Below are 10,852 nucleotides of genomic sequence, written 5' to 3'. Positions count from 1 at the left end.
AAGCCCTTCTTCAGGGCCAGTTCCCGGACCGCGGCGTAGGACCCCGCGAAACCGATGCCGGCGATGATCACGGCACCGAAGACCACCACGCCGATCAGAACACGGTGCATCCGCGTCAGCCGTACGGTCGCGGCCACCCCTACCTCACGCCCCCCGCGTGCTGTCGTGCGGCAGACACCGAACGCCACTCCCTCTCGTCTCACGGCCTGAACGCCTCACCCTGTCACATGGAGGGACGGCGCACACCATCGGGCTCGGGGGGCCGGTAGTCCGCCGCCAGGCCCATGCGGGCCACGGAGTCGAGCATCAGCATCTCGAACAGCGGCTCCTGGTCGGTGATCAGCGGGTTCAGATGCTCGAACACCTCCAGTGCCACCTGCCCGAAGAGCGTGCGCCAGCAGGACAGCATCACGACGAGCGCGCCGAGCGGGATCTCCACGCCCGTGGCGGTGCGGTAGTCGGCGATCTGGCGGCGCACCCGGGGGTCGAGTTCCTCGTCGGCCGGGATCGGGTACGGACGGGCCGCCCACAGCCGCATGTGCTCGGCGCCCCAGAGGGCGGCGAGTTCCCGCACCCACTCGGCGGTCACGTCGGTGTGGACCACACCGGCGGCCACGGTGGGCGTGCCGAAGAGCAGCCGGAACTCCTGGCGATGCGCCAGCGCCCAGCGGCGGAACACCCGGGACGGGGCGATCAGCCGGGCCGCGTGGTCCGTCTCGCGCTCCCCCTCGATCGCCTCCCGCAACCGCTCCGTCAGCTCGCCGACGATGTCCCGGGTGGTGTGGCGCACGATGTCGCCGAGGTCGTCGAAGTGCCGGTAGAGGGCCGCCGGGGTCACGCCCACCCGGCGGGCGATCTCGGCGAGCGTCAGCGCCTCCACGCCCTGCCGGGTGATGACCTCCCGTGCCGCCACGCGGACGTCCGCCGACATCTGCCGGCGCAGTCGTTCCCGGCGGGTGGGTGCGGGCGCCGGCCCGTCGTGGTCCTGCGGGTGTCCGCCCGGTGCGGCGGTCCCCGTCCCGGCGGTCATCGCGCGCCTTCGGTCTCGCGGCCGGAGCCGGCGTCCCACCGGGCCCCGCCGGTACGGGCGACGTCGTGCTGTACGCAGGTCCGCCGCGGCCGGGAGCGGGGCGCGGCCCGGTGTCCGGGTCCCCCCTGCGCCGTGCCGGGTCCCACCGCGTCCCCGGCCGGACAGCCGGGCCGTCCCGGCCTGTCGCGCTCCGGTTCCCTTCCTTCCCGGGCCGGCCGCCGGCGGCCGAGCAGGTCCGCGCACCGCAGTCGTGCGGACCGCCACACGTCCGCCGCCGCGGCCCCGACGATCGCCGTTCCGCCGGCCGCCGCCAGCCCCCACAACGCTTCCGACAGCACCGCTCCTCCTGTCGCCCCGCGGCACCTCGTCATGCCGGCACCCGGAGCAACGTTCGCGACCGTCACAAAGTAACGGGCCATCACTTTTCCTGTGCCCGTCGCCCGGTGCGGGAGCCGTCCCGTGGATGCCGGGGCCGGGTCAGCAGGGCTGGCCGGTGGGCATGATCGTGACCTGCTGGAGGTTCACCCGCGGCGGCAGCGAGGCAAGGAAGCCGATGGTGCGTGCGACGTCCTCCGCCGTGAGCCACTCCATGGTCTCCCGGGAGCCGTCCAGCCAGTCCCGGGCGCCCTGATCGGTGACGTGGCTCTGCAGTTCGGTGCCGACGATGCCGGGTTCGATCGCCGAGACCCGCACGTTCTTCGCGCCCAGCTCGGCCCGCAGGGTCCGGGAGAGGTGGGTGACGTACGCCTTCGTACCGGAGTAGACGGCGAAGCCCGGGAAGATGTTCTGCGCCGCGATCGAGGAGGTGTTGATCAGATCGGCCACACCGCGCTCGGCGGCCGCCTCGACCAGCTGCGGGGTGAACGCGCCGATCGCGTTCATCAGCCCGGTGATGTTCAGGTCGATCTGGTGCTTCCACTGGTCCGCCGCGAGTTCCTCGACCGGAGCGGGCAGCATGACGCCCGCGTTGTTGAGGAGCAGGTCGGCGCCGCCCGACTCGGCCCGGACCCGGTCCGCGGCGGCCCGCAGGGCGGCGGCGTCGGTGACGTCGGCGGCGATCGCCGCCGCGCTGCCCCCGTTCTTCCCGATCCGGGCGACCAGGTCCGCCAGCCGGTCGGCACGCCGTGCGAGGACGACGACATGGGCGCCCAGCGACGCCAGTTGTTCGGCGGACGCCTCACCGATGCCGCTGGAGGCACCGGTGACGACGGCGACGCGGCCGGCCAGAGGCCGGGAGGTGGTGTTCGTGGACATGCGAAGTACCTTCCAACCGGCACCCGCGCCGTACGCCGTGCGCCCGCCCGGGCCCAGCGGGTGCGGCCCGGCCTGCACCTGATGCTGGAGACCCTCGCACAGGTGCCGGCCTTCGTCCTGGGCCGGCGCACCGACGTGCTGGCGTCCAACCGGCTCGCCAGGACCGTCCTGACCGACTTCGACGCCCTGCCCGCCGGCCGCCGCAACCTCGCCCGCTACTACCTCCTGGACCCCGACGCCCGCGAGCGGGTGGGTGACTGGGAGCAGATCGCCGCGGAGACGGTGGCCGTCCTCCGGCTGGAGGCGGGCCGTCACCCCCACGACCGGCAGCTCGCCGACCTCGTCGGTGAACTCACTCTGAAGTCGACCGAGTTCACCTCGTGGTGGAACGACCACCGCGTGCTGCGCCGTACCCACGGCGCCAAGCGCTGCTTCCATCCTCTCGTCGGGGAACTGCGCTTCTCCTACGAGTCCTTCCAGGTCCGGGCGACACGGAACAGACGCTGTGCGTCTACAACGTCGAGCCGGGGTCCGCGACCGCCGACGCCCTCCGGCTCCTGGCCGGCTGGACCGCACCCGGGATCACCGCGCCCGGCACCCCGTACCCCGGCTGACACGGCCCGCCCCGTTCCGGGTCCTCAGGCCCGGGCCGTCTCCGCGGGGCGGGCGGCCGGGCCGTCCGGTTCTCCGTCCCAGTCCCAGGAGCCGAGGTAGGCCGCCACGCCGGTGCGGCGGGCCTCCATGACACCGGTGAGCCGGTCGAAGTCCCGCCGGGGCATCAGCTCCCGCCACTCCTCCAGGGGCAGGACCCGCACCTCGTCGTGCTCCGCGGGCGCGAGGGTGATGCGGGCGATCTGGTCGTCGGTGAGCCGGCCGCCGTCGAAGACGTACCCCGCCGTCGCGAGGGGCCAGGCCGTGCCGGGCAGCCCGAACACGGCCGCGAGGAGCCTGGGCTCCGCGGTGATCACGAGTCCGGTCTCCTCCTCGGTCTCGCGGACGGCGGTGTCCCACGGCCGCTCGCCCTCCTCCGCCGTGCCGCCGGGCCACTGCCAGGGATGCTGGGCGCTGTAGACGGCATGGAGCTGTACGGGCCGGTCGCGCTCGTCGGTGAAGAACAGCGCCCCGAACACCGTCGCCTTCGGCAGGGTCGCCGCGTACTCCTCCGGCGGCAGCCAGGTCCCGCTCATCCTTCGACTCCCCGGGCCCCAGGGAACCTCGTCATACGGCCTCCGTTCGACAGGCTGGTGGCTGTGCATGGAGTCCAACGACGCGGCGCCCCGTTCCAGGGCATGTGTTTCGGTCGGCTGCTGGCCGGATCTCGAAGCGTCCGGCGGCGGTACGGGGCTCGGCGGACGCGGAATGGGTCACCGGGGGTCTCCTGCGCGGTCGGCCGGACCGTGCCGTACGGACCGGGGGAACCGCTCATGCAGGACGGTTCGCCCTCGTTCGCCCTCGTCCACGCGCGGGCGGGCCGGGCGGTGCGTACGGCGACGCGGAGGTGCGCGGGAGAAGGGCGCGCGGCCGGGTGGTGACCGCCCCGGCCGCGAGGCAGGGCAACCTCGGACAGGTCGCGGCCGGGGCGGGGTCCGTCGGCGGGCCGCCGGAGCCCCTGGGTTCCGCCGGTCCGGTGGCTGTCCTCGGGAACACCGGACCGGCGGAGTCCGTCAGGCGGTCGCCCGTGCGGGAAGGCGCAGCGGTGCCGCCGTCGCCGCCGTGATCCGCTCGGCCGTGACACCGGGGGCGGTCTCGGCCAGGACGAGCCCGCCCCCGGTCACGTCGATCACACCCAGGTCGGTGATGATCCGGTGCACGCAGGCGCGTCCGGTCAGCGGCAGTCCGCAGCGGGGGACGATCTTGGGGCTGCCGTCCTTCGCGGTGTGCTCCATCAGGACGATCACCCGACGGGCCCCGTGGACGAGGTCCATGGCACCGCCCATGCCCTTGATCATCTTGCCGGGGATCGTCCAGTTGGCGAGGTCGCCCTCGGCGGAGACCTGCATGGCGCCGAGGATCGCGGTGTCGATGTGACCGCCCCGGATCATGCCGAAGGACAGCGCGGAGTCGAAGAACGCCGCACCGGGCAGGACGGTCACCGTCTCCTTGCCCGCGTTGATCAGGTCGGGGTCCACGGCGTCGTCGGACGGGTAGGGCCCCGTGCCGAGGATGCCGTTCTCCGACTGGAGCACCACGTGCACGCCCTCCGGGACGAAGCCGGGCACGAGGGTGGGCAGTCCGATGCCGAGGTTGACGTAGTCGCCGTCGCTCAGCTCGGCGGCGGCGCGGGCCGCCATCTCTTCGCGGGTCCAGGCCATCAGGGGGCCACCGTCCTCTTCTCGATCTGCTTGTCGGCGGCCTGCCGCGCGGTGAGGGCGACGACGCGCTGCACGAAGACGCCCGGCAGGTGGATCCCGTCCGGTTCGAGGACGCCGGGCTCGACCAGTTCCTCGACCTCGGCGATCGTCACGCGGCCGGCCATCGCCGCCAGGGGGTTGAAGTTGCGGGCCGACTTGTCGAAGACGAGGTTGCCGTGCCGGTCCCCCCGTGCCGCCCGTACCAGCGCGAAGTCGCAGGTGATGGCCTCCTCCAGCACGAAGTCACGGCCCTGGAAGGCGCGGGTCTCCTTCGCCGGGGAGGCGAGGGCCACCCCTCCGTCGGCGGTGTGCCGCCAGGGGATGCCGCCCTCGGCGAGCGGGGTGCCCACGCCCGCCGGGGTGTAGAAGGCGGGGATGCCGCAGCCTCCGGCGCGCAGCCGTTCGGCGAGGGTGCCCTGGGGCACGAGCTCGACCTCCAGCTCGCCGCTGAGGTACTGGCGGGCGAACTCCTTGTTCTCGCCCACGTAGGAGCCGGTGACCCGGCTGATCCGGCCGGCGCCGAGCAGGACGCCGAGGCCGTGGCCGTCCGTGCCGCAGTTGTTGGAGACCACACGCAGCGAGCCGGCGCCCTGCGTGTGGAGGGCGGCGATGAGGGCGGCGGGGATGCCGCACAGGCCGAAGCCGCCGACGGCGAGGGAGGCGCCGTCGCCGATGTCGGCCACGGCGTCGGCCGCGGAGGGGAACGTCTTGTCCATGAGGATCCTTGGGGGGTCTGCGCGGAAGGGTCACTTCGCGGGGCCGCCACCCCGGTCGTCCGGGCTCCGCCGCCGCGGCGGCGGAGCCCGGACGACCGGGGTGGCGGCCCCGCGAAGTGACCCTTCCGCGCAGACCCCCCAAGGATCCTCATGGACAAGACGTTCCCCTCCGCGGCCGACGCCGTGGCCGACATCGGCGACGGCGCCTCCCTCGCCGTCGGCGGCTTCGGCCTGTGCGGCATCCCCGCCGCCCTCATCGCCGCCCTCCACACGCAGGGCGCCGGCTCGCTGCGTGTGGTCTCCAACAACTGCGGCACGGACGGCCACGGCCTCGGCGTCCTGCTCGGCGCCGGCCGGATCAGCCGGGTCACCGGCTCCTACGTGGGCGAGAACAAGGAGTTCGCCCGCCAGTACCTCAGCGGCGAGCTGGAGGTCGAGCTCGTGCCCCAGGGCACCCTCGCCGAACGGCTGCGCGCCGGAGGCTGCGGCATCCCCGCCTTCTACACCCCGGCGGGCGTGGGCACCCCGCTCGCCGAGGGCGGCATCCCCTGGCGGCACACCGCCGACGGAGGGGTGGCCCTCGCCTCCCCGGCGAAGGAGACCCGCGCCTTCCAGGGCCGTGACTTCGTGCTGGAGGAGGCCATCACCTGCGACTTCGCGCTGGTACGGGCGGCACGGGGGGACCGGCACGGCAACCTCGTCTTCGACAAGTCGGCCCGCAACTTCAACCCCCTGGCGGCGATGGCCGGCCGCGTGACGATCGCCGAGGTCGAGGAACTGGTCGAGCCCGGCGTCCTCGAACCGGACGGGATCCACCTGCCGGGCGTCTTCGTGCAGCGCGTCGTCGCCCTCACCGCGCGGCAGGCCGCCGACAAGCAGATCGAGAAGAGGACGGTGGCCCCCTGATGGCCTGGACCCGCGAAGAGATGGCGGCCCGCGCCGCCGCCGAGCTGAGCGACGGCGACTACGTCAACCTCGGCATCGGACTGCCCACCCTCGTGCCCGGCTTCGTCCCGGAGGGCGTGCACGTGGTGCTCCAGTCGGAGAACGGCATCCTCGGCACGGGGCCCTACCCGTCCGACGACGCCGTGGACCCCGACCTGATCAACGCGGGCAAGGAGACGGTGACCGTCCTGCCCGGTGCGGCGTTCTTCGACTCCGCGCTGTCCTTCGGCATGATCCGGGGCGGTCACATCGACACCGCGATCCTCGGCGCCATGCAGGTCTCCGCCGAGGGCGACCTCGCCAACTGGACGATCCCCGGCAAGATGATCAAGGGCATGGGCGGTGCCATGGACCTCGTCCACGGGGCCCGTCGGGTGATCGTCCTGATGGAGCACACCGCGAAGGACGGCAGCCCCAAGATCGTCCCCCGCTGCGGACTGCCGCTGACCGGACGCGCCTGCGTGCACCGGATCATCACCGACCTGGGTGTGATCGACGTGACCGGGGGCGGGCTCGTCCTGGCCGAGACCGCCCCCGGTGTCACGGCCGAGCGGATCACGGCGGCGACGGCGGCACCGCTGCGCCTTCCCGCACGGGCGACCGCCTGACGGACTCCGCCGGTCCGGTGTTCCCGAGGACAGCCACCGGACCGGCGGAACCCAGGGGCTCCGGCGGCCCGCCGACGGACCCCGCCCCGGCCGCGACCTGTCCGAGGTTGCCCTGCCTCGCGGCCGGGGCGGTCACCACCCGGCCGCGCGCCCTTCTCCCGCGCACCTCCGCGTCGCCGTACGCACCGCCCGGCCCGCCCGCGCGTGGACGAGGGCGAACGAGGGCGAACCGTCCTGCATGAGCGGTTCCCCCGGTCCGTACGGCACGGTCCGGCCGACCGCGCAGGAGACCCCCGGTGACCCATTCCGCGTCCGCCGAGCCCCGTACCGCCGCCGGACGCTTCGAGATCCGGCCAGCAGCCGACCGAAACACATGCCCTGGAACGGGGCGCCGCGTCGTTGGACTCCATGCACAGCCACCAGCCTGTCGAACGGAGGCCGTATGACGAGGTTCCCTGGGGCCCGGGGAGTCGAAGGATGAGCGGGACCTGGCTGCCGCCGGAGGAGTACGCGGCGACCCTGCCGAAGGCGACGGTGTTCGGGGCGCTGTTCTTCACCGACGAGCGCGACCGGCCCGTACAGCTCCATGCCGTCTACAGCGCCCAGCATCCCTGGCAGTGGCCCGGCGGCACGGCGGAGGAGGGCGAGCGGCCGTGGGACACCGCCGTCCGCGAGACCGAGGAGGAGACCGGACTCGTGATCACCGCGGAGCCCAGGCTCCTCGCGGCCGTGTTCGGGCTGCCCGGCACGGCCTGGCCCCTCGCGACGGCGGGGTACGTCTTCGACGGCGGCCGGCTCACCGACGACCAGATCGCCCGCATCACCCTCGCGCCCGCGGAGCACGACGAGGTGCGGGTCCTGCCCCTGGAGGAGTGGCGGGAGCTGATGCCCCGGCGGGACTTCGACCGGCTCACCGGTGTCATGGAGGCCCGCCGCACCGGCGTGGCGGCCTACCTCGGCTCCTGGGACTGGGACGGAGAACCGGACGGCCCGGCCGCCCGCCCCGCGGAGACGGCCCGGGCCTGAGGACCCGGAACGGGGCGGGCCGTGTCAGCCGGGGTACGGGGTGCCGGGCGCGGTGATCCCGGGTGCGGTCCAGCCGGCCAGGAGCCGGAGGGCGTCGGCGGTCGCGGACCCCGGCTCGACGTTGTAGACGCACAGCGTCTGTTCCGTGTCGCCCGGACCTGGAAGGACTCGTAGGAGAAGCGCAGTTCCCCGACGAGAGGATGGAAGCAGCGCTTGGCGCCGTGGGTACGGCGCAGCACGCGGTGGTCGTTCCACCACGAGGTGAACTCGGTCGACTTCAGAGTGAGTTCACCGACGAGGTCGGCGAGCTGCCGGTCGTGGGGGTGACGGCCCGCCTCCAGCCGGAGGACGGCCACCGTCTCCGCGGCGATCTGCTCCCAGTCACCCACCCGCTCGCGGGCGTCGGGGTCCAGGAGGTAGTAGCGGGCGAGGTTGCGGCGGCCGGCGGGCAGGGCGTCGAAGTCGGTCAGGACGGTCCTGGCGAGCCGGTTGGACGCCAGCACGTCGGTGCGCCGGCCCAGGACGAAGGCCGGCACCTGTGCGAGGGTCTCCAGCATCAGGTGCAGGCCGGGCCGCACCCGCTGGGCCCGGGCGGGCGCACGGCGTACGGCGCGGGTGCCGGTTGGAAGGTACTTCGCATGTCCACGAACACCACCTCCCGGCCTCTGGCCGGCCGCGTCGCCGTCGTCACCGGTGCCTCCAGCGGCATCGGTGAGGCGTCCGCCGAACAACTGGCGTCGCTGGGCGCCCATGTCGTCGTCCTCGCACGGCGTGCCGACCGGCTGGCGGACCTGGTCGCCCGGATCGGGAAGAACGGGGGCAGCGCGGCGGCGATCGCCGCCGACGTCACCGACGCCGCCGCCCTGCGGGCCGCCGCGGACCGGGTCCGGGCCGAGTCGGGCGGCGCCGACCTGCTCCTCAACAACGCGGGCGTCATGCTGCCCGCTCCGGTCGAGGAACTCGCGGCGGACCAGTGGAAGCACCAGATCGACCTGAACATCACCGGGCTGATGAACGCGATCGGCGCGTTCACCCCGCAGCTGGTCGAGGCGGCCGCCGAGCGCGGTGTGGCCGATCTGATCAACACCTCCTCGATCGCGGCGCAGAACATCTTCCCGGGCTTCGCCGTCTACTCCGGTACGAAGGCGTACGTCACCCACCTCTCCCGGACCCTGCGGGCCGAGCTGGGCGCGAAGAACGTGCGGGTCTCGGCGATCGAACCCGGCATCGTCGGCACCGAACTGCAGAGCCACGTCACCGATCAGGGCGCCCGGGACTGGCTGGACGGCTCCCGGGAGACCATGGAGTGGCTCACGGCGGAGGACGTCGCACGCACCATCGGCTTCCTTGCCTCGCTGCCGCCGCGGGTGAACCTCCAGCAGGTCACGATCATGCCCACCGGCCAGCCCTGCTGACCCGGCCCCGGCATCCACGGGACGGCTCCCGCACCGGGCGACGGGCACAGGAAAAGTGATGGCCCGTTACTTTGTGACGGTCGCGAACGTTGCTCCGGGTGCCGGCATGACGAGGTGCCGCGGGGCGACAGGAGGAGCGGTGCTGTCGGAAGCGTTGTGGGGGCTGGCGGCGGCCGGCGGAACGGCGATCGTCGGGGCCGCGGCGGCGGACGTGTGGCGGTCCGCACGACTGCGGTGCGCGGACCTGCTCGGCCGCCGGCGGCCGGCCCGGGAAGGAAGGGAACCGGAGCGCGACAGGCCGGGACGGCCCGGCTGTCCGGCCGGGGACGCGGTGGGACCCGGCACGGCGCAGGGGGGACCCGGACACCGGGCCGCGCCCCGCTCCCGGCCGCGGCGGACCTGCGTACAGCACGACGTCGCCCGTACCGGCGGGGCCCGGTGGGACGCCGGCTCCGGCCGCGAGACCGAAGGCGCGCGATGACCGCCGGGACGGGGACCGCCGCACCGGGCGGACACCCGCAGGACCACGACGGGCCGGCGCCCGCACCCACCCGCCGGGAACGACTGCGCCGGCAGATGTCGGCGGACGTCCGCGTGGCGGCACGGGAGGTCATCACCCGGCAGGGCGTGGAGGCGCTGACGCTCGCCGAGATCGCCCGCCGGGTGGGCGTGACCCCGGCGGCCCTCTACCGGCACTTCGACGACCTCGGCGACATCGTGCGCCACACCACCCGGGACATCGTCGGCGAGCTGACGGAGCGGTTGCGGGAGGCGATCGAGGGGGAGCGCGAGACGGACCACGCGGCCCGGCTGATCGCCCCGTCCCGGGTGTTCCGCCGCTGGGCGCTGGCGCATCGCCAGGAGTTCCGGCTGCTCTTCGGCACGCCCACCGTGGCCGCCGGTGTGGTCCACACCGACGTGACCGCCGAGTGGGTGCGGGAACTCGCCGCCCTCTGGGGCGCCGAGCACATGCGGCTGTGGGCGGCCCGTCCGTACCCGATCCCGGCCGACGAGGAACTCGACCCCCGGGTGCGCCGCCAGATCGCCGACTACCGCACCGCCACGGGCGTGGAGATCCCGCTCGGCGCGCTCGTCGTGATGCTGTCCTGCTGGCGCACGCTCTTCGGGCAGGTGGCACTGGAGGTGTTCGAGCATCTGAACCCGCTGATCACCGACCAGGAGCCGCTGTTCGAGATGCTGATGCTCGACTCCGTGGCCCGCATGGGCCTGGCGGCGGACTACCGGCCCCCCGAGCCCGATGGTGTGCGCCGTCCCTCCATGTGACAGGGTGAGGCGTTCAGGCCGTGAGACGAGAGGGAGTGGCGTTCGGTGTCTGCCGCACGACAGCACGCGGGGGGCGTGAGGTAGGGGTGGCCGCGACCGTACGGCTGACGCGGATGCACCGTGTTCTGATCGGCGTGGTGGTCTTCGGTGCCGTGATCATCGCCGGCATCGGTTTCGCGGGGTCCTACGCCGCGGTCCGGGAACTGGCCCTGAAGAAGGGCTT

Annotated in this window: 14 protein-coding genes; 7 read left to right on the top strand and 7 right to left on the bottom strand. The window is 73.7% G+C overall.

All coding sequences use genetic code 11. From position 1 onward, the window contains the following. From ACIQGV_RS40645 to ACIQGV_RS40635, 3 genes are all read right to left on the bottom strand, one after another. Positions 1-137, bottom strand: a 137-nt coding sequence (locus ACIQGV_RS40645; protein WP_402504763.1) for a DUF2637 domain-containing protein, incomplete at its 3' end; no start/stop codon positions are given. Between the two features lie 86 nt (positions 138-223). Continuing rightward, positions 224-1,030, bottom strand: a complete 807-nt coding sequence (locus tag ACIQGV_RS40640) for a TetR/AcrR family transcriptional regulator (protein ID WP_402504749.1) — start codon at positions 1,028-1,030, stop codon at positions 224-226. 477 nt (positions 1,031-1,507) lie between these two features. Then, positions 1,508-2,284, bottom strand: a complete 777-nt coding sequence (locus ACIQGV_RS40635) for an SDR family oxidoreductase (protein WP_402504751.1) — start codon at positions 2,282-2,284, stop codon at positions 1,508-1,510. Between ACIQGV_RS40635 and ACIQGV_RS40630 the strand changes: the two genes are divergently transcribed. Beyond that, on the top strand, positions 2,171-2,998 hold the full coding sequence (locus ACIQGV_RS40630) for a transcriptional regulator (protein ID WP_402504761.1): 828 nt from the start codon (positions 2,171-2,173) through the stop codon (positions 2,996-2,998). The two genes, ACIQGV_RS40635 and ACIQGV_RS40630, sit on opposite strands and share 114 nt — an antisense overlap. Here ACIQGV_RS40630 and ACIQGV_RS40625 read toward each other — a convergent pair. From ACIQGV_RS40625 to ACIQGV_RS40615, 3 genes are all read right to left on the bottom strand, one after another. Next, positions 2,923-3,471 carry an NUDIX domain-containing protein gene (locus tag ACIQGV_RS40625; protein ID WP_402504755.1) on the bottom strand — a complete coding sequence of 183 codons (549 nt, stop codon included), beginning with the start codon at positions 3,469-3,471 and terminating at the stop codon, positions 2,923-2,925. The genes ACIQGV_RS40630 and ACIQGV_RS40625 overlap by 76 nt on opposite strands. Positions 3,472-3,948: 477 nt before the next feature. Beyond that, positions 3,949-4,596, bottom strand: a complete 648-nt coding sequence (locus tag ACIQGV_RS40620; protein ID WP_402504757.1) for a 3-oxoacid CoA-transferase subunit B — start codon at positions 4,594-4,596, stop codon at positions 3,949-3,951. After that, on the bottom strand, positions 4,596-5,351 hold the full coding sequence (locus ACIQGV_RS40615) for a CoA transferase subunit A (protein ID WP_402504759.1): 756 nt from the start codon (positions 5,349-5,351) through the stop codon (positions 4,596-4,598). Before ACIQGV_RS40615 ends, ACIQGV_RS40620 begins: the two co-directional genes overlap by 1 nt. A 150-nt stretch (positions 5,352-5,501) precedes the next feature. Between ACIQGV_RS40615 and ACIQGV_RS40610 the strand changes: the two genes are divergently transcribed. The 3 genes from ACIQGV_RS40610 (at position 5,502) to ACIQGV_RS40600 (ending at position 7,930) form a co-directional block, all read left to right on the top strand. Continuing rightward, positions 5,502-6,257, top strand: coding sequence for a CoA transferase subunit A (locus tag ACIQGV_RS40610; protein ID WP_402504759.1), 756 nt, complete (start codon positions 5,502-5,504; stop codon positions 6,255-6,257). Continuing rightward, entirely contained in the window at positions 6,257-6,904 is a 648-nt protein-coding gene (locus ACIQGV_RS40605; protein ID WP_402504757.1) for a 3-oxoacid CoA-transferase subunit B, read from the top strand. The genes ACIQGV_RS40610 and ACIQGV_RS40605 overlap by 1 nt, the downstream gene beginning before the upstream one ends. A 477-nt stretch (positions 6,905-7,381) precedes the next feature. Further along, positions 7,382-7,930, top strand: a complete 549-nt coding sequence (locus ACIQGV_RS40600) for an NUDIX domain-containing protein (protein ID WP_402504755.1) — start codon at positions 7,382-7,384, stop codon at positions 7,928-7,930. Here the strand turns inward: ACIQGV_RS40600 and ACIQGV_RS40595 are convergent. After that, positions 7,855-8,487, bottom strand: coding sequence for a hypothetical protein (locus tag ACIQGV_RS40595; protein ID WP_402504753.1), 633 nt, complete (start codon positions 8,485-8,487; stop codon positions 7,855-7,857). The genes ACIQGV_RS40600 and ACIQGV_RS40595 overlap by 76 nt on opposite strands. Before the next feature lie 81 nt (positions 8,488-8,568). Here ACIQGV_RS40595 and ACIQGV_RS40590 point away from each other — a divergent pair, with 81 nt between their 5' ends. The 3 genes from ACIQGV_RS40590 to ACIQGV_RS40580 form a co-directional block, all read left to right on the top strand. Further along, entirely contained in the window at positions 8,569-9,345 is a 777-nt protein-coding gene (locus ACIQGV_RS40590; protein WP_402504751.1) for an SDR family oxidoreductase, read from the top strand. A gap of 477 nt (positions 9,346-9,822) precedes the next feature. Then, positions 9,823-10,629, top strand: coding sequence for a TetR/AcrR family transcriptional regulator (locus tag ACIQGV_RS40585; protein WP_402504749.1), 807 nt, complete (start codon positions 9,823-9,825; stop codon positions 10,627-10,629). 86 nt (positions 10,630-10,715) lie between these two features. Next, positions 10,716-10,852 (top strand): DUF2637 domain-containing protein (locus tag ACIQGV_RS40580; RefSeq protein WP_402504763.1); only part of this gene is annotated, 137 nt, incomplete at its 3' end.

Source organism: Streptomyces sp. NPDC093094 (assembly GCF_044754345.1).
Taxonomy (GTDB): Bacteria; Actinomycetota; Actinomycetes; order Streptomycetales; family Streptomycetaceae; genus Streptomyces.
Note: the sequence above shows the minus strand (reverse complement) of the source record. Positions and strands in the feature narration are given on the sequence as shown.

Coding starts and splice junctions, on each gene's coding strand:
- ACIQGV_RS40590 (WP_402504751.1), top strand. CDS start 8,569: ATGTCCACGAACACCACCTCCCGGCCTCTGGCCGGCCGCGTCGCCGTC.
- ACIQGV_RS40640 (WP_402504749.1), bottom strand. CDS start 1,030: ATGACCGCCGGGACGGGGACCGCCGCACCGGGCGGACACCCGCAGGAC.
- ACIQGV_RS40620 (WP_402504757.1), bottom strand. CDS start 4,596: ATGGCCTGGACCCGCGAAGAGATGGCGGCCCGCGCCGCCGCCGAGCTG.
- ACIQGV_RS40595 (WP_402504753.1), bottom strand. CDS start 8,487: ATGCTGGAGACCCTCGCACAGGTGCCGGCCTTCGTCCTGGGCCGGCGC.
- ACIQGV_RS40635 (WP_402504751.1), bottom strand. CDS start 2,284: ATGTCCACGAACACCACCTCCCGGCCTCTGGCCGGCCGCGTCGCCGTC.
- ACIQGV_RS40585 (WP_402504749.1), top strand. CDS start 9,823: ATGACCGCCGGGACGGGGACCGCCGCACCGGGCGGACACCCGCAGGAC.
- ACIQGV_RS40610 (WP_402504759.1), top strand. CDS start 5,502: ATGGACAAGACGTTCCCCTCCGCGGCCGACGCCGTGGCCGACATCGGC.
- ACIQGV_RS40625 (WP_402504755.1), bottom strand. CDS start 3,471: ATGAGCGGGACCTGGCTGCCGCCGGAGGAGTACGCGGCGACCCTGCCG.
- ACIQGV_RS40605 (WP_402504757.1), top strand. CDS start 6,257: ATGGCCTGGACCCGCGAAGAGATGGCGGCCCGCGCCGCCGCCGAGCTG.
- ACIQGV_RS40630 (WP_402504761.1), top strand. CDS start 2,171: ATGGGCGCCCAGCGACGCCAGTTGTTCGGCGGACGCCTCACCGATGCC.
- ACIQGV_RS40615 (WP_402504759.1), bottom strand. CDS start 5,351: ATGGACAAGACGTTCCCCTCCGCGGCCGACGCCGTGGCCGACATCGGC.
- ACIQGV_RS40600 (WP_402504755.1), top strand. CDS start 7,382: ATGAGCGGGACCTGGCTGCCGCCGGAGGAGTACGCGGCGACCCTGCCG.